14 protein-coding genes, 2 tRNA genes and 1 pseudogene are annotated in these 17,988 nt (G+C 63.1%); 8 read left to right on the forward strand and 9 right to left on the reverse strand.

Features of this window, described 5'->3' with window-relative positions; translation table 11 throughout:
* Positions 1–9 precede the first annotated feature (9 nt).
* The 7 genes from RBR52_RS12125 (at position 10) to RBR52_RS12155 (ending at position 10,096) form a co-directional block, all read left to right on the forward strand.
* Positions 10–591: a PilX N-terminal domain-containing pilus assembly protein gene (locus RBR52_RS12125; protein WP_320377531.1), complete on the forward strand. Its 582-nt coding sequence runs from the start codon at positions 10–12 to the stop codon at positions 589–591.
* A 17-nt stretch (positions 592–608) separates the two neighbouring features.
* Positions 609–4,664: a pilus assembly protein gene (locus RBR52_RS12130; RefSeq protein WP_320377532.1), complete on the forward strand. Its 4,056-nt coding sequence runs from the start codon at positions 609–611 to the stop codon at positions 4,662–4,664.
* 4 nt (positions 4,665–4,668) lie between these two features.
* On the forward strand, positions 4,669–5,106 hold the full coding sequence (locus RBR52_RS12135; protein WP_320377533.1) for a type IV pilin protein: 438 nt from the start codon (positions 4,669–4,671) through the stop codon (positions 5,104–5,106).
* A gap of 313 nt (positions 5,107–5,419) precedes the next feature.
* Positions 5,420–6,679, forward strand: coding sequence for an MgtC/SapB family protein (locus tag RBR52_RS12140; RefSeq protein ID WP_320377534.1), 1,260 nt, complete (start codon positions 5,420–5,422; stop codon positions 6,677–6,679).
* A gap of 99 nt (positions 6,680–6,778) precedes the next feature.
* Positions 6,779–8,299: a lysine--tRNA ligase gene (gene lysS / locus RBR52_RS12145; RefSeq protein WP_320377535.1), complete on the forward strand. Its 1,521-nt coding sequence runs from the start codon at positions 6,779–6,781 to the stop codon at positions 8,297–8,299.
* Between the two features lie 5 nt (positions 8,300–8,304).
* Positions 8,305–9,249 (forward strand): carbohydrate kinase family protein, encoded by a 945-nt coding sequence (locus RBR52_RS12150; protein ID WP_320377536.1) that lies wholly within the window; start codon positions 8,305–8,307, stop codon positions 9,247–9,249.
* A gap of 145 nt (positions 9,250–9,394) precedes the next feature.
* Complete coding sequence (locus tag RBR52_RS12155) at positions 9,395–10,096, forward strand: Bax inhibitor-1/YccA family protein (RefSeq protein WP_320377537.1); 702 nt, start codon at positions 9,395–9,397, stop codon at positions 10,094–10,096.
* A gap of 93 nt (positions 10,097–10,189) precedes the next feature.
* On the opposite strand, the gene rlmD is transcribed toward RBR52_RS12155, so the two are convergent.
* The 9 genes from rlmD to RBR52_RS12200 all read right to left on the reverse strand — a co-directional run bounded on the left by rlmD (position 10,190) and on the right by RBR52_RS12200 (position 17,730).
* Positions 10,190–11,590: a 23S rRNA (uracil(1939)-C(5))-methyltransferase RlmD gene (gene rlmD / locus RBR52_RS12160; RefSeq protein WP_320377538.1), complete on the reverse strand. Its 1,401-nt coding sequence runs from the start codon at positions 11,588–11,590 to the stop codon at positions 10,190–10,192.
* A gap of 62 nt (positions 11,591–11,652) precedes the next feature.
* Entirely contained in the window at positions 11,653–12,450 is a 798-nt protein-coding gene (locus RBR52_RS12165) for a 3'-5' exonuclease (protein WP_320377539.1), read from the reverse strand.
* A 16-nt stretch (positions 12,451–12,466) separates the two neighbouring features.
* Positions 12,467–13,522, reverse strand: a complete 1,056-nt coding sequence (rpoS, locus tag RBR52_RS12170) for an RNA polymerase sigma factor RpoS (protein ID WP_320377540.1) — start codon at positions 13,520–13,522, stop codon at positions 12,467–12,469.
* Positions 13,523–13,536: 14 nt separating this feature from the next.
* Positions 13,537–14,454: a peptidoglycan DD-metalloendopeptidase family protein gene (locus tag RBR52_RS12175; RefSeq protein WP_320377541.1), complete on the reverse strand. Its 918-nt coding sequence runs from the start codon at positions 14,452–14,454 to the stop codon at positions 13,537–13,539.
* 190 nt (positions 14,455–14,644) lie between these two features.
* A complete protein-coding gene (locus tag RBR52_RS12180) occupies positions 14,645–15,361 on the reverse strand; it encodes a protein-L-isoaspartate(D-aspartate) O-methyltransferase (protein WP_413818322.1) in 717 nt (238 codons plus the stop codon).
* 143 nt (positions 15,362–15,504) lie between these two features.
* A complete protein-coding gene (gene surE, locus RBR52_RS12185) occupies positions 15,505–16,260 on the reverse strand; it encodes a 5'/3'-nucleotidase SurE (protein WP_320377543.1) in 756 nt (251 codons plus the stop codon).
* A 288-nt stretch (positions 16,261–16,548) separates the two neighbouring features.
* Positions 16,549–16,641: transfer RNA gene (locus tag RBR52_RS12190), tRNA-Leu, on the reverse strand.
* A gap of 22 nt (positions 16,642–16,663) precedes the next feature.
* A tRNA-Cys gene (locus RBR52_RS12195) sits at positions 16,664–16,737 on the reverse strand.
* An 849-nt stretch (positions 16,738–17,586) separates the two neighbouring features.
* Positions 17,587–17,730, reverse strand: a complete 144-nt coding sequence (locus RBR52_RS12200; RefSeq protein ID WP_177257309.1) for a hypothetical protein — start codon at positions 17,728–17,730, stop codon at positions 17,587–17,589.
* Between the two features lie 29 nt (positions 17,731–17,759).
* On the opposite strand from RBR52_RS12200, the pseudogene RBR52_RS12205 reads away from it, so the two are divergent.
* A pseudogene (locus RBR52_RS12205) lies at positions 17,760–17,988 on the forward strand (hypothetical protein); the annotation flags it as partial.

Below are 17,988 nucleotides of genomic sequence, written 5' to 3' on the forward strand. Positions count from 1 at the left end.
ATGCGCTCCTTGACCGCACCCCATCGGCAAAGCGGCTTTGTGCTCATCGCCAGCCTGATCCTCATGGTCGTGCTCACCCTGATCGCCGTGGCCATGTTTCGCGGCGGTGGCGAGCAGGAAAAAATCGCCGGCAATCTGCGCGAAAAACAGCGCGCCTTCGACATTGCGCAAAACACGCTGACGTTTGGACAAAACTGGCTCAGCGTCAATACACCCGCGCCGATAGACTGCACCGACGCGGCGGCCACCCGAGGCGCCAACAATACCCCGGTGGTCTGCACGCAGACGAGCGTCTATCCAATCGACGCGAACGCCCTGATGACCGATCTGCAGGCCCAAGCCGCCGGAACCCCCTACACCCCCAGCGGCAAGGCGGCGTTGACGGTCAGCACGACCGGAGGCAACGACACGGTTTACGCCCTGCCGCGCCTGTTCATTCAATCCATCGGCAATCAAGCCGGCACGGGCAACCCGCTCTACCGCCTCACCGCCATCGGCTGGGGAGGCAATGACAGTGCCGTGGCCATCGTGCAAAGCATTTATGCACTCGGGGCTAATCCCACCGCCAGGGATTTGACCAGTGTTTATTGAAATCAGGGAGCTTCATCATGAAACGCCTTTTATCAAAACCTGCGGTTTGGGCCTCATCGCGGTTGACATCCAGTCTGCTCGCCCTGTCCTGCCTGGCATTTTCCGCTGGTGCCGCGCTCGCTGCGACCCCGCTCGACCTGCTGCAGGCCCCGCCGACCAGTTCTTTCAAGAGCATCGCGCCCAATCTCACCTTCATGCTCGACGACTCGGGGTCGATGCAATGGGAATATCTGGGAACGAACGGGTCGATCGAATCCTTCAACTACGGGTTCCCCATTGGATTTTCCGTGGTGTATGGAATCCAGAATTATCAAGACGTCATTCCAGGTTTTGAATCAGACAATATCTATGCCGCGCAGTTTCGTGCAGCCGCAGTCAATCCCAATTATTACAACCCGGCAGTCACCTACCTCCCCTGGGCCTGCGCGGCCTATCCTGAAGACCCCAGTCATCCGCCAAGCGGCACCAACGGCATGCCCCCCAGCGATCTCGGCTCCTGCCAATGGAACGACGAAGAAAAACTATGGCTTTTCCCCAATGCCGATCCCAACAAGGCCTATCTGAATCCATACGACACCGGCAAAGGCTGGCGCTCATTGATTCACTGGAATGATTCCGATAATGCCAACGACAACACCGCTGACAATGGCTATATCGGCGCCAGTTACGCCAGTACACAGTGGCTTGTTCGCACCGGCTCTGGCTATAGCTGGTGGCCTGGCCGCTACCCGAACACCATCGCTTCGACTAGGCGGAAAACATATGCACAGACCACAGGTTTCTGGCCCGCGACTTATTTCAATTATTTCGGCTCCCAGCCCGTCACCAGTCCCAGCGACAGCAATCTGAGCGAAATCGACAATTACCAGCGCATCCAGATCTGCCCCGCCGCTTCCTATTCGGCCACCACCCCGACCTATGATTCATCGGGCAATCCAACCGGCAACACAACCCTGACCGCCTGCACCCAGCCCCCCGCGCTGCCCGCCAGCCCTGCTCCCTATCGCACCTATATCGCCACCAGCGGCACTTATACCAACCCCGAAGGGCAGAGCATCACCTGCGGCGCCGATGCCGCGGCCTGCTATGTGCATGTCAACGGCGACGGTAGCATGGTCGTGCGCACTTATGCGCAGGAAATCCAGAATTTCGCCAACTGGTATCAATATGACCGCTCGCATATTCTGCTCGCCCGCGCCGGGGTCAGCCAGGCTTTCATGAAACTGCCGGAGAATTTCCGTGTCAATTTCGCCCTGCTCAACGACATGGCGGACGGACCCGATAAGGTTCAATATTCAACCGTCCATGAGTTCAACCTCGACGTCAGGCAGAATTTTCTTCAGCGCCTGTTTCAAACCCCTATTCCTACTCAGGGCACGCCGTCGCGGATTGCGGTGTACAACATTGGCGAGTGGCTATCTCAAGCGCCCAATCAATCCGCTCCCTGGGGAGCGCGGGATGCCGAACGCACTGCGCTCAATGCTGCGGGCGTGACCAGCGAAGCCGAGATGCTGCAAAACCTGAGCTGCCGCCAGAACTATCTGCTTTTCGCCACCGATGGCGACTGGAATGGCGACGGCAGCGGCACAGGCAACCAGGACGGCACGGCGGGATCGACGATTACCGGCCCGGGCGGGCAGAGCTATACCTATGCCGCAGTGGCACCCTATACCGATACGTATTCCGACACCCTGGCCGATAATGCCATGAAATTCTGGAAAAACGACATCCAGACCGGCTTGCCCAATGACGTGCCGACCAACAGCCAGGACCCGGCCTTCTGGCAGCATATGGTGATGTTCGGCGTGGGCCTGGGGGTGAACGGCACCAGCGATCTGCCGCAGATGCTCGCTGGCACGACCGCCTGGCCCAACCCGAGCAGTGGCTCCTTGTATCGCATCGACGATCTGGCCCACGCCGGTCTGGACACCCGCGGCGGCTATCTCAGCGCCGCAGACCCCAGTGCGTTTGCCAGCGCGCTGACCACCACCCTGTCCGACATCGCCAACCGCGTGGCGTCGAGCACTTCGGCGGCGGTCAGCGCCCAGCCGGCGGGCGAATACAAGACCACGACCCAGGCCTTCGCCGCGCTCTATCACCCCAACGGCTGGTGGGGCGAGCTGCTGGCCTACCCCATCGTGCGCACCACCAACGGCGGGCTGGCGCAGGGGCAGTATGCCAACTGGAACGCCTCGTGCGTGCTCACCGGCGGCGCCTGCCCGTCGATGCAGAACAGCCCACAGGTCACGCCCCAGACCAGCCGCGTGCTGCTGACCTGGCACAACAACGCCGGCGCGGTGTTCGACGCCAGCTCCACCGGGCTGGACAGCAACCTTGCGGCCTATTTGGCGGGCTCCCGCACCCTGGAAGGCAGCACGTATCGCAAGCGCACCGGCGTGCTGGGCGACATCGTCGATTCCAGCCCCTTGTGGGTCGGCGCGCCCAGCTATGGTTACGGCACGAACATCAAAGACTTGCTCAGTGGAACCACTGGCCCGGAAACGTCTTATGCCAGCTTCCAGACCGCCCAAGCGCAGCGCGAACATATCGTTTACGTCGGCGCGAATGACGGTTTGGTGCACGGTTTTCGCGCCGGGAGTAATGATGCGAACGGCGATTTCGATGCGGCAAACAATGACGGCCATGAAGTGCTGGCCTACTTCCCCTCGGTGCTCGCCAGCACCATAGGCAACTACGCCTCGCCCAATTACGTGCACCAGTATTACGTCAATGCCACGCCGGGCACGGGCGACCTGTTCTTTGACAATGCCTGGCACACCTGGCTGGTCGGCGGACTGGGCGCGGGTGGGCGCGGCTTTTACGCGCTGGACATCACCGATCCATCGCAGTTTTCTTCCTCCAACCCCACGTCGCTGGTCAAGGCCGAGGTCAACCCCGGCAATATCGACGCATTGTGTGGCGTCTCCGACGGTTCGTGCAGCAACGATCTGGGCGACACCTTCGGCACGCCGATCATTCGTCGCATGCACGACGGCAAATGGGCCGTCATCGCAGGCAACGGCTACAACAGCCCTTCGGGCAATGCCTCGATTTTCATCGCCCTGATCGATCCGAGCACAGGCGATTGGCAAATCAAGAAAATCCAACTCGCCGGACCGGTCGATGCAGTGGACGCCAACGGCAACACCTATCAAAAAGCCAACGGCGTCGCCTACGTCAGCGCAGCAGATCTCGACGGCGACAGGATTGCCGACTATCTGTATGCCGCCGATCTTTACGGCCATGTGTGGCGCGTCGATGTCACCGGATCCAGCTCGTCGGCTTGGACTGCGCCTGCGCAGCCGCTCTACAGCGCCAAGGACGCCAGCGGCACTGCGCAGCCCATCACCACCCAGCTCGCCGTGGCCTCGGTGCCGCAATCTTCGGGAGACCCCCGCGTGATGGTGATGTTCGGCACCGGCTCTTCGCTGACCCAGACCGACCTCGATGGTCGGCAGACGCAGACGGTCTATGGCATCTGGGACGGCGATATGGCCAATTGGAATAGCAAGTCGTCGGTCAAGTATGCGGCCTGGGCCTCCACGCCCGCCTCGCTGGGCCGGAGCAATCTGCAGCAGCAGACGATCATCGATCTGGGCACGCAGGATGGCCTGTCTTACCGCAGCCTGAGCAATAACGAGGTCAGCAGTTCACAATACGGCTGGTATGTCGATCTGCCTGCGTCGGGTGAGCGCGTGATTTACAACCCCGTCCTGCTCAACGGCGCCTTGCAACTCAACACGAGCATTCCCTCCGCAGGGATTGGGTTGATGTGCAATATCACGCCCGCCTCGGGCTTCACCATGGCGTTCAACCCGGCAAGTGGGGGACTCTTCACCGTCAACAACACAGGCATCAACTTTTTCGCCGATAAAAACAACAAGCTTGACTATGAAGGCCAGCCCATCATGGGCATCGGCCTGGGCGCCACAGGCAGCGTAGGCATCATCCGCGATCAAGGCAAAACTTTCGCCATCCTCAATCAACAAAGCGGCGGCATCGTTTTCAACCAGCAAAGAACCCTGGGCGGCACCGGCCCCGGCGGGCGAATCTCCTGGATACAACTGAGATAACACCATGAACAAACCGATGACCCCGCAACTGAGGCATTTTGGCTTCACCTTGATCGAGCTGATGATCGTGGTGGCCATTGCGGCCATCATTGCCGCGGTTGCCATTCCGTCTTACCGGCAATATGTCATGAAATCACACCGCAGCGTCGCCAAATCGACCTTGATGGAAATGGCCAGCCGGGAGGAGCGCTATTACACGATGAACAACGCGTATCCATCCGTCGCGACCTCTCTGGGTTATTCGGCTGCCACGGTCACTGTACCCAGCGGTTCTGATCCTTATTACCAGGTCAGCGTGGTCAGTGGCGGCAACGCCTATTCCCTGCAAGCCGTCCCCACTGGCTCACAAACCGGCGACGCTTGCGGCACCTACACCCTGAACAATCTGGGTGTGCAAGGCAATTCGGGAAACACCACTTCGACTGCCGACTGCTGGAAATAATGCCCACTCACGCCCGCCTGGGAGCCTGTCGGGCTTGGGGCGCGGAAAGCGAAAATGGGCGGTGTGGATGCCATGTGGCGGCGGATTTGCAGCCCCATGGCCGAAGCTATGGGGCGAAGCCGCTGCCGCGGGGCGCCGCAACGTCCCAACGTCCATTTGCAGCCCGCGATCCTCAAGTCCGACAGGCTCCCAGGAGTCGAACCAGAAAAATTCCCCCCGCTTGCGGGCGAGGTTAGGATGGTGAGATAACTATTTGATTCACCTCGATCCTTCCCTCCCCATCCCTCCCCCCGTGCAGAGGATGTTTTTTTAGATGCTTCCTCTCGAAACCCTCCTTCCCTGGGCCGCCGCGCTCGGCGTCGGTCTGCTGATCGGCATCGAGCGCGAGCGCAGCCAGCCGCCCGAATCGCCCGCAGGGCTGCGCAGCTTTGTGCTGGCGGCGCTTGCCGGAGCGGTCGCGGGAGCGATCGGCGCCGCCGCGGTCGCGGTGAGCATCGGCGCGTTCGCCCTGCTGACCCTGGCCGGTTATCTGCACACCCGGCAGAGCGACCCCGGGTTGACCACCGAATTCGCCCTGCTGCTCACCGTGCTGATCGGCGCACTCGCTCAGCAATCCCCCGGCTGGGCTGCTGGCTTGGGCGTGGTCGTTGCCGGTATTTTGGCGGCCAAAACCATGCTGCACGAATTCGCGCGCCATGTGTTGAGCGCGAAGGAGATGGAATCGGGCCTGCTGCTGGCCACGGCGGCGCTGGTCGTGCTGCCTTTGCTGCCCGATCAGCCCATCGACTGGCTGGCGGGGCTCAATCTCCACACCCTGTGGCTGCTCGCCGTGCTGGTCATGGCGATTGAGTCGATGGGGCATATCGCCGTGCGCGCCTTCGGCAGCCAGCGGGGCCTGGCGCTTTCCGGGCTGGCTGGCGGATTTGTCTCCAGCACGGCCACCATTGCCAGCATGGCGCAGCGCGCACGCCTGAATGTCGCCATGCAGGGCGATTGCCTGCGGGCGGCCTTGCTGTCGAATGTCGCCACCGTGGTGGAGTTGAGCCTGCTCGTCGCATTGCTCGAACCGGCTTTGCTTCCCGGCCTGCTGCCGGCAGTCGGCCTGTACGGGGCGGGGGCGTTGCTGGCTGTAGGGGCGACCTGGCGCCGGAGGCTTGGCGCTACGGGAGATTCGACTTCGTCTGAGCTGGCGGCACACCGTCCGTTTCAACCGCTGCAGGCTTTGTTGTTTGCCGCCGTTCTGGCGGGCGTGCTGCTGGCCGCCGAATGGGCGCGACGTATGCTGGGCAGCGATGCCGCGCTGGCGGCGACGGGCATGGCGGGGTTTGCCGATGCACATGCAGCCGCTGCTTCTGCCGCGCAAATGGCGGCCAACGGCGCTTTTTCGCCCTGGCAGGCCTTGCTCGCCATCGGCTTGGCCCTGACGACCAACGCGGTGAGCAAGATCGTCGCCGGATTTGCCGGAGCGCAGTGGGCGTTTGGCTGGGCCAATGTGGCGGCTCAATTCGTTCTGATCGGCCTGTTCTGGCTCGGCTTGTGGCTCGGAACCGGCAACGCCTGGGGCGGTGGCTAGAATCGGTCGGTTTGGCGTGGAAAGCGTGATGCGGCGCGTGAGCCGCCTGCGCTGTCCGCCCTCCTTCGACATCGTGGCCAGCCCCGAGCCCCATCCCGCATGAATACCGACGCCCCTCACCCGCCCGTCACCGACGATAGCCACCTCATCGCCGAGCGCCGCGCCAAGCTCGCTGCGCTACGCGGTACGGCGCCCGCCTATCCCAACGATTTCAAACCTGCGCATCAGGCCATGAGCCTGCAGGCGCAACACGGAGGTGACGAGCCCGAAGCGCTCGAAGCGGCGGGAGTGCGCGTGCGGGTGGCGGGCCGCATGATGCTCAAGCGCATCATGGGCAAGGCCAGCTTCGCCACCTTGCAGGACGCAACGGGGCGCATTCAGATCCACGTCTCCAACGACATCACCGGCGAAGCAGCGCACGCGGCTTTCAAGCACTGGGATCTGGGCGACTGGATCGGCTGCGAAGGCGTGCTGTTCAAGACGCGCACCGGCGAGCTGACCATCCGCGCCGAGCAGGTGCGGCTGCTGGTCAAGTCGCTGCGTCCCCTGCCCGACAAGTTTCATGGCCTGGAAGACGTGGAAATGCGCTACCGCCAGCGCTATGTCGATCTGATCGTCACCCCCGAATCGCGCGAGCGTTTCGCGCTGCGCAGCAAGGCGATTGCGACGCTGCGCAGCGAAATGCTGGCCGCCGGCTTCATGGAGGTGGAAACGCCGATGCTCCACCCCATTCCAGGCGGCGCCGCGGCCAAGCCCTTCGTCACCCATCACAACGCGCTCGATCAGCAGATGTATCTGCGCATCGCCCCCGAGTTGTACCTCAAGCGCCTGTTGGTCGGCGGCTTCGAGCGCGTGTTCGAGATCAACCGCAATTTCCGCAACGAGGGTCTGAGCCCGCGGCACAACCCCGAGTTCACCATGATGGAGTTTTACGCCGCCTGGTGGACCTACCGCGACCAGATGGATTTCACCGAGGCGCTGATCCGCAATACCGCGCAAATCACCTGCGGCACGACCACGCTCACGCACCAGGGCCGCACGCTGGATCTGAGCGCGCCGTTTGCGCGGCTCACCCTGACGCAGGCCATCCAGAAACACGCCCCCGATTACTCCGACGAACAACTGGCCGACGACGGTTTCTTGCGCGGCGAGTTGCGCCGCCTGGGCACCGAGCTGCCGACGCACAAGCTCAAGGGCATGGGGCTGGGCGCCTTGCAGTTGGCGCTGTTCGAGGAGGTGGCCGAGCATCTGCTGTGGGAGCCGACCTTCATCGTCGATTACCCGTTGGAAGTGTCGCCGCTGGCGCGCGCCTGCGATGCCGATGCGAACACGACCGAGCGCTTCGAGCTGTTCATCACCGGACGTGAAATCGCCAACGGCTTCTCCGAACTCAACGACCCCGAAGACCAGGCCGCCCGTTTTCAGTCACAGGTGCAGGCCAAGGAAGCCGGCGACGACGAAGCCATGTATTTCGACGCCGACTACATCCGCGCGCTCGAATACGGCATGCCGCCTGCGGGCGGCTGCGGCATCGGCATCGACCGGCTGGTCATGCTGCTGACCGACGCGCCCAGCATCCGCGACGTCATTCTCTTCCCCGCGCTGCGCTTCGAAGGCTGAACCTCATGTCCACCCTGATCTGCGGTTCGCTCGCGTTCGACACCATCACCACCTTCGACGGCCGCTTTGCCGAGCACATCCTGCCCGACAAGGTGCACATTCTCAACATCAGTTTTCTGGTGCCGACGATGCGGCGCGAGTTCGGCGGCTGCGCGGGCAACATCGCCTACAGCCTGGCGCTGCTGGGGGGGAAGCCGCTGATTCTCGGCGCGCTGGGGGCGGACGGTCAGAGCTATCTCGACCGTCTCGACGCGCTGCACATTCCGCGCACTTACGTCGGCCAACTGGCCGACAGTTTCACCGCGCAGGCGCACATCATCACCGACCGCGACAACAACCAGATCACCTCCTTCCATCCCGGGGCGATGGGCCGGGCGCACGAGCTGCCGGTGCCGCTGGACGCCGGGGTCGATCTGGCCATCGTCGCACCGGACGGCCGCGCCGCCATGATCGACCATGCGGCGCAGATTGCCGCGGCGGGCATTCCCTTCGTCTTCGATCCGGGCCAGGGCATGCCGCTGTTCGACGGCGCCGAACTGCGCGATTTCATCGTCAAGGCGAGCTGGGTGGCCGTCAACGACTACGAGGCCGAACTGCTGGTGGAGCGCACCGGCTGGAGCCTGGAGCACATCGCCTCCCAGGTGCGCGGGGTGGTCGTCACCCGCGGCGAGCACGGCTGCCGCATCTGGAAGGGGGGCGGCAGCGTCATCGACATTCCCGGCGTACCCGCCCACCAAGTGCTCGACCCCACGGGTTGCGGCGACGCCTTCCGCGCCGGTTTGCTGTTCGGTCTATCCAAAGGCTGGAGTCTGACCGACAGCGCGCGCCTGGGCAATGTGCTCGGAGCGGAAAAAATCGCCGTCCACGGCCCGCAGAATCACCAAATCACCCTGGCGAGCGCGCTCGAACGCCTGCAAACCGCCTACGGCAGCACGCCGCAACCGGTCTGACGGCCTGACGGCCTGAACCTGGGCTTAAACCGCACTCACATGACTTGCAAATTCATGCGTGGGGGATTGAAATGCACGTGGTGGAACGTATTTGGCCTGTGTTAGTCTGAACAACAGCGTCCACTTCCAGGAACGGAGTTTTGCCATGAATGAACAACGCGATTACACCCTCTATGCCCAACCCGGCGGCGCGGTTTCAGTGCGCAACAAGGTGCTGCGCCAGACGTATTCGCTGCTGGCCCTGTCGCTCATCCCGACGGTTTTTGGCGCCTGGCTGGGCATGGCCACCGGCCTGAACCTGGCGATGATGCAAAGCCCCGGGCTGACCATGATCGTGTTTCTGGTCGGCGCCTTCGGCCTGATGTTCGCCATCGAGCGCACCAAGAATTCCAGCACCGGTGTCGGCCTGCTGCTGCTGTTCACCTTCTTCATGGGCGTGATGCTGTCGCAGATGCTCGGCTTCGTGCTGGGCATGGGCAACGGCCCGCAGCTCATCATGCTGGCCTTCGGCGGTACGGCAGTGATTTTCGGCGCCATGGCCACGCTGGCCAATGTGGTCAAGCGTGATCTGTCGGGACTGGCGAAAATGCTGTTCGTCGGCGTCATCCTGCTCATCCTCGCGGGCATCGCCAACATCTGGCTGCAACTGCCCGCGCTGATGCTGACCTTCTCGGTCGTGGCCATCGTGATTTTTTCGGCCTTCATGCTGATCGATGTGCAGCGCGTCATCAACGGCGGTGAAACCAACTACATCACCGCCACGCTGGCGATCTACCTCGACATCTACAACGTGTTCGTCAACCTGCTGTCCATTCTGAGCTTTTTCAGCGGCGGCGGGCGTCGGTAAGCGAAGCTGGCCCCTTGCAAAACGCCCGCGAATGCGGGCTTTTTTATGGGTGGGTTTTGTTATGGGCAGGTTTTGTTCATGGGCGCGTCAAACTCAATCGCGCTCGAACACCGCCATCGATTCCACATGCGCGGTGTGAGGAAACATATTCATCACCCCGGCGGCGCGCAGGGTGTATCCGGCCTGATGCACCAGCAGACCGGCATCGCGCGCCAGGGTGGCCGGATTGCAGGACACATAAACGATGCGGCGCGGGGGCCTGAACGGTTCGGGCAGCGTGGCGTGCTCGGGCATCGCCTGTGAATTCTCCACAGCCTGTTTCTCATCAGCGTGCAACGGCCCATTCACCGCCTCGGCCAGCGCCTTGCACAGCGCCAGCGCGCCGTCGCGCGGCGGGTCCACCAACCACAGGTCGGCCTCGCCGTAGGCGCGCAGATCGTCCGCATTCATCTCGAACAGGTTGCGGGCGGTGAAACTGACCCTGTCCTGCAGGCCGTTGTACAGGGCATTGTCCAGCGCTCTGGCCACCAGCGTGGCGCTGCCCTCCACGCCCAGCACCTGCCGGGCCTGCGTGGCGATCGGCAGGGTGAAATTGCCCAGACCGCAAAACCAGTCGATCACCCGGTCGGTGCGCCGGGCACCGAGCAGACGCAAGGCCCGCGCCACCATCACGCGGTTGATCTGCGGGTTCACCTGAGTGAAATCGGTGGGGCGAAACGGCATGACGACGCCGAATTCCGGCAGGACATAGCTCAGAGGTTCGACATCGTCGTCGAGCGGCACCACCGAATCGGGCCCCTTGGGCTGGAGCCACCATTGCACGCCGTGCTTGCGGCCAAAGTCGCGCAGTCGCTGCCGATCGGCATCGGTCAAGGGCTCCAGGTGTCGCAGCACCAGCGCAGTCACCCGATCGCCCATCGCCAGTTCGATCTGCGGCGCGCGTTCAGGTCGGGACAGGCCCGCAATCAGCTCGCGCAAAGGCAGCAACAAATCGGAAACCGCCTTGGGCAAGATGTCGCAACTGCGCATGTCCGCCACATAGCTGGAGCCCTTTTCATGAAAGCCGACCAGCACTCCACCCTTTTTCGGCACCAGCCGCACGGTCAACCGCGCGCGGGCGCGATAGCCCCAGTTCGGCCCGGCAATGGGCCGCAGCAGGGTTTGCGGCCTCAGGCGACTCAAGTGCCAGAAATCGTCTTCGAGAATGCGCTGCTTGAACGCCAACTGCGCCGCGGGATCGACATGCTGCATGCTGCAGCCCCCACAGACGCCAAAATGCGGGCAGCGCGGCGTCACCCGGCTGCTGGCCGTGTTGGCCCAGGCCACGGCCTCACCCGATTCCCAGTTGCGCTTGCTGCGCGTGATGCGCGTCTGCACCCGCTCTGTGGGCAGCGCATAGTCGACGAACACCACTTTGCCGTTCTCGCTGCGCCCGACGCCGCGGGCCTGCAGATCCAGGCTGTCGATCTGCAACCATTCGAGTCGTTGTTCCATCCGCCTATTGGAACAGATGCGCAACAGATGAAAGCCGCGTGATGACAACCTTGAAGGCTCTTTCAAAGAGGTTGGTCAGGCCAGGCAGCGAGGTATTCCTGCCAATGTGATTCCTGCGCCGCGAGGGTGCCCAGGGTATGCCGCACCAGGTCGATCTCGTCGGCATACTCATTCGCGGACAGGGCCCCACGCATGAGCTGATAGCGGCAATACAGCAGGTAGGTGTTCATGACATCGGTTTCGCAATAGCGGCGGATGTCACCCGTCTGCCCGGCCCTCCACGCCTCATAGACCTTGCTGCCGTCCATGCCCAGCTTGCCGGGAAAGCCGCACAGTTTGGCCAGCACATCCATCGGCGCGTTGGCGCGCGGCTGGTAGAGCGCGAGCAGGTCCATCAGGTCGAGATGGCGGGTGTGATAGCGGGAGATGTAGTTGTTCCACTTCATCTCGCGATCCTCTTCGCCCATGTCCCAGTATTTGGGTGCGGTCACGCCATGCACCAGACCGCGGTAGTGCAGCACCGGCAGGTCGAAGCCGCCGCCGTTCCACGACACGAGCTGGGGCGCATGTTTTTCGATGATGTTGAAAAAACCCTGCACCACCCTGCCCTCCTGCCCGCCGCGATCGACGAAGGAGTGGATTTTCAGCCCTTCGTGATGGCGAAAGGTGCACGAAATCACCAGCACGCGCTGACAATGGATCGGGAGAAAATCGCTGCCCGTCTTTTCCAGGCGCTGCGCCTGCGCCTGCAGCACAGCGGCGTGGTCATCGAGATCGGCATCGGCCAGACCTGCGGCGCGCAAGGCGGCAGGGTCGGGGATGGTTTCGATATCGAAGGTGACGATGGGGGTGCGGATCATGGCCTGTGGCAGGTCTCTAAAGCACTGAACCCCGGTCCACGCCATTGCGAGCGAGACGTCCCTTGAGCTTGAGCAAGGCCTCCTGCTGGATCTGGCGCACGCGCTCGCGCGTGAGGCCCAAGCGCTGCGCCAGCGATTCCAGCGTCTCCAGCTCGCGTCCGTGCAAGCCAAAGCGCGCTTCGATTACTTCGCGCTCCCGTTCGGACAGCGCGCCCACCCAGGATTCAACCAGGGCCTCGATTTCGCGCATCTGCGTCTGCTCTTCCATGCTCAGCGCATCCTGGTCTGCGAACTGGTCAGCGTAGCTCTCCCCGTTTTGCGTCTCGCGCAAGGCATCGAGCGAAATCGGCTGCTCGGCAAGGGCAAGCAGATCGGCGACTTCCTCTGGACTGCGCCCCAGAAGCGCGGCCACATCCTCGTCGGAGGATTGCCCGCGGTAGTCAGCCGCCTGTTCCAGGTGCTTGCGCGCCCGCAACACCTGATTGAGCTCACGAATGACATGCACCGGCAGGCGGATGGTGCGCACCTGCAGCATCAGCGCACGTTCGATGCTCTGGCGAATCCACCAGCTCGCATAGGTGGAGAAACGAAATCCGCGTTCGGGCTCGAATTTCTCGATGGCATGAATCAGCCCGAGGTTACCCTCTTCGATCAAGTCGCCCAGAGCCGCGCCGCGGCCGACATAAGCCTTGGCGATGCTCACCACCAGCCGCAGGTTGTGCTCCACCATCGCCTGACGCGCCTCGAAATCCCCGGCTTTGGCGCGGGTCGCCGTATTGAATTCCTCTTCGGGAGTCAACAGCGGCTTGGCCCGGATATGGTTGAGATAGGACTGCAGGGCGCTGACGCCCGACTCGTCGTCGATGGCGCCGATCGACGCGGGCGGACAGGGCAGGCCTGTCGGCGCCGGCGCAGCTTGCGCGGGGGGCGCAGCGGGGCTGTCTTGTGCGATGGCTTGCCCGGTTTGTGCGTCGACCTGTCGAGTGGGGCGAACTGCGCGATCCGCCTGCGCTGAGGCAGACGCCCCCTGTTCGGCGGGCGTAGCGGAAACCTGCTTGGAATGGCGCGGCATGCAGGCGTTCAGGCTTATTGCTTGGGCAGCAGCCCGATCGGATCGACGGACTTGCCGCGCAGCCGGATTTCGAAGTGGAGTTCGACGCGCGGCGCATCAGTCGAACCCATTTCGGCGATTTTCTGACCACGCTTCACCGCCTCGTTTTCCTTTACCAGCATGACATTGTTGTGCGCGTATACGCTGATGTAATCCGCGTTGTGCTTGATGATGATGAGCTTGCCGAAGCCGCGCAACTCCGAGCCGGCATACACCACCCGCCCCGCCGCCGCCGCGTAGACCGGGTCGCCCAGATTGCCGGCGATGTCGATGCCCTTGCTCGTCGTGCCATTGAAGCCCTGAATGATCTTGCCACTGGCCGGCCACGACCAGGTGATGCCATCATGCGTCGCTGTGGCCAGATTGCCGGCCATGACCGCAGGACCCGCGGGCGCCGGGCTTGCCGAGGCGACGGGCGCCGGGGGTGCAGCAGTGGCCGAGGCCACAGGCGCCTGTGGTGTGACGGCAAAGCTCTGCGCAGCACCCGCGACCGGCGGCGCCGAGGCGGCAGGCGTCGTCGCACCGGCCGCCTGTGTTGCGCCCTGCGGCGGCACGACACGCAGCACCTGACCGACCTCGATCACATTGGGATCACTCAGATCGTTCCATTGCGCCAGGTTCTGCCAGGTCGTGCCGTACTGCAGGGCGATGCGCCGCAAGGTATCACCGGGCTGCACCGTGTAATACCCCGGCTGCCCAGCCAGGGACGACGACGCGGCTGTCGCGATGCCTGCGGGCGCCGCGGCCACCGTGGCAGGTGCGGGCGGCGCATAGACCGGGCCGACATCCTGGAAGGTCTTGGACTCGACCGGCACGGGAGCCAGCGGCACCGAAGAGCAGGCGCCCAGCACGGCAGCGGCAGAAAGAATGAGAGCGAGCAGGGCAATCCGCATGGTGACAATGTCAATGGGCGATGTCGATTCAGAGGGTGTGAATGAATCCGGCGTGGTCGAGCAGTGCGTCCAAAGGGTTTCCATCAAGGCGCAAAGCACAGCCGTGCCCGTCGGCACGGCGCGCATTTGCAACGCTGCAGGGAACGCTTTGGGCGAGATGAGCGGTCATGGCGGATTGGTTCGCACCCTCTCAGGTCAAACCGGATTTTAAGGGGACGAATCTGGCGCCTTCGAGCGGCAGCACATCCAACTTGGTGGCGGAGCGTTTGCGGTACAGCAGGAGTTGCTGCGGATCGCCGATGGGCGCAATGAGCACCCCGCCCACCGCCAACTGATCGAGCCAGGCCTGCGGCAAGGTCAGCGCCGCAGCACCCGACACAATCGCATCGAACGGGGCGCCCTGCGGGCATCCCAGCATGCCGTCGCCCAGAATCAAACGCAGGTTTGGCACCCGCAGCGCGCGCAGATTGTTGCGCGCCAGATCGTGCAAGGCACGAATGCGCTCGACGCTGTAGACCTCTGTGGCAATCCGCGCCGTCACAGCCGCGGCGTAACCACAGCCTGTGCCGATGTCGAGCACCTTGCCCAGATTGGCACGCGGCGCCAGGGCCCTGAGCGCTGCATCCAGACCGCGAGCCACGACCGAGGGCTTGGAGATGGTTTGCTCATAGCCTATGGGCAGTGCGTTGTCGAGATAGGCCTGGGCGGCCAGACCCGGATCGACGAAATGATGGCGCGGCACCTCCTGCAAGGCCTGCAGCACCCGCTCGTCAAAGCCGCCAAACTGCCGCAGTTTGTCGACCATGCCGCGGCGCACCGCGTCCGAGTCGAGCCCGGCCTGACGCGGCAGGCAGCGCGATGGCCCCTGCGCTGCGCTGCGCGCTTGGACTGCGCGAGAGATGGGCATTGAAGCGGGCATTGAAGCAGTTCGCGCCCGCCCCTGCTCACCCCTAAGCGGCGGTGAGGTTGAAGGCGCCTGATTCGGCGCGGCATCCACCGTCTGACGTGCAGGCCAGTGCACAAAGCGCTGCGGTGACTTGCTGCCCGCACTCATGCATCGCCTCGCTTCTCGAACCGGGCGGCACAGGTCTGAATCTGCGCATGGTGCGTCAAATCCAGTTGCAGCGGTGTGAGCGAAGCGCACCCTTGTGCGATGGCGTCGAAGTCGGTGCCCGCCTGCTGGTCCAGCGCCGCGCCGGCTCCGCCGATCCAATAGATCGTGTCGCCGTAAGGATTCTTCTGCACCACCACGGGCTGGCTCGGATGCCGCTTGCCCAGGCGCGTCACATACACACCGCCGAGTTCACTCAAAGGGCGGCTGGGGACGTTCAGGTTCAGCAACTGCGCCTGTTGCGGCAGGTCTTCGGCCAGCTTGGCCACCACTTCGACCGCCACCGCGACCGCCGTGTCCAGATGCCTCCAGCCTTTTTCGGTCAGCGAGACGGCCAAGGCGGAAATGCCGAACAAATAGCCCTCGGTCGCGGCGGCCACGGTGCCTGAATAAATGGTGTCATCGCCGAGATTGGCCCCATTGTTCACCCCGCTCACCACCAGATCCGGGCGGTAATCGAGCAGGCCCGTCAGCGCGATATGCACGCAATCCGACGGCGTACCGTTGACATACCGAAAACCATTGCTGGCGGTATAGACCGACAGCGGCCGGTTCAGGGTGAGCGCATTCGATGCCGCGCTCGCGTTCTGCTCGGGCGCGATGACCGTCACATCCCAGTGCGCCCGCAGCCCCTCGTAGAGCGCGGCAAGACCGGGGGCCAGATACCCGTCATCGTTGGCTAGGAGAATTCGCATGACCGCATCTTATCGGGTCATTGCGACTAGGGCCTGTTCACCCCATTTCTGCACCCGCGCCGGGGGTCTGGGCGGAGGCAATGCGAGGCGCAGGCTGCGCCCCGTGGTGGTCTCCACCACAAGCGGACTGCAACGTGGCAGTGCGCCGCCCAGACCCCCGGCCCGCAGGGTTGCCTCCAGACGCCCCGTCTGGGGGCAACGCGGGTGCAGAAATGGGGTGAACAGGCCCTAAAGCATGCCCATCGGTTGACGAGCCTTGTTTTTCATCAGCAGGGCCGCATAGCACCGTGGTGCCCGGAGCGGGGGTCGAACCCGCACGCCCCTTTTCAGGAAAGCGGCGGATTTTAAGTCCGCTGCGTCTACCCATTTCGCCATCCGGGCTGGCAGTTGCGCATGCTGAACTTGGAGGCGGGGGTCGGAATCGAACCGGCATAGACGGCTTTGCAGGCCGCTGCATAACCACTCTGCCACCCCGCCGGGTGATTTGGCTTTTGCGCGAAGACTGGGGTGATCGTACGCAAAACTGCTAGGCGCCGCAGCGCTCGCCCCGGCGTAGCCTGCCTGGGGTTAGGCCCTGCTTTGCCTTGTTTGCCCTTGTTTGCTATTGGGTCAATGGACTATTGGACCACGCATGGCTGGGCGCATGACGATGCACACCGGGCACAAAAAAGGGAAGCGTGGCTTCCCTTTTTTGCGGGGTATTTGGAGCGGGAAACGAGACGTTTACTAAGCGCGTAAGTCGTTGTTTCCCGAACACTTTCTTCGCCGAGGTGGCCAGCGAAGACCTCAATTGTAGCCTTGTTTTTCGTCCCCGGCAACAAGTTCGTCCAAAGAAATCCATCGACGTCCAGAGACGCACACTCCGCGCACCAGACCCGCACCCCGCACATCGCCATCCGCGTGGACTCGAACTAGCCACCCATATCCCGTTCTCTGCTTCTGCGTCTTCACCGCGATGCCGACTAGGCAGCAGGCTTCCGATGTCGGGGCAGTTCGGATGCCACGGTGGAAAGGCGCGCACCGCACATCGCGGCGCCCATCTGCGCAAGCCACGCCGGAAGAACGCACACCCTAGCCATGGTGCGTCGGCGCGCGATTCTTTATGGATATATCAGGATGCCGGGATGAGCATGACGGGAGCGCATTCGCTGCGTCCGGCTGGACGTTGGATGACGATTGCCATCCCCTTCGCACCCCTTGAGACCGTTGGCATATCAGGCCATACCCAGACGGTTTTGCAGGGGCCGCAACTTCTTACGACCCTGATAGCGTGAGCGTCACTGTCGAGCCTGCGTCCTGATGCTCGACCTTCTAATCGATGAATTTTTACACATCGAGCACACGACGGCTACCAGTAGCGCCGACTGGTAAGAGGTACTCAAGCCCAATGACGAAGCCGCCCTTGGGGCTCGCTTCCTGCACAGACAACAACACGCCGGCCATGAGGTCGGCGGCAAAGGAGTCGGCCATGTAGTTCTTCTCCTGGAAGGAGACGGAGCATGCAAGAGAACAAGAATGATGCACCCACATCAAAGGTGTTCTATCGCCCGATCGAAGCGTCCATCCGCTGGACCGGGCTGCTGCGGTACGAGCAGGTGATCCTGGCCTCGATTTCGTCGCCCCGGAACCTGCCACTTTCGCTGGACTGCCCACGCTGGGGCGAACTGCGGCTGTACACCGAACGCATCTATGACGGCATCCTCAATGGGGAGCTGCCCTTCGGGCGGG

This window comes from Thiomonas sp., assembly GCF_034007205.1.
Classification (GTDB): domain Bacteria; phylum Pseudomonadota; class Gammaproteobacteria; order Burkholderiales; family Burkholderiaceae_C; genus Thiomonas.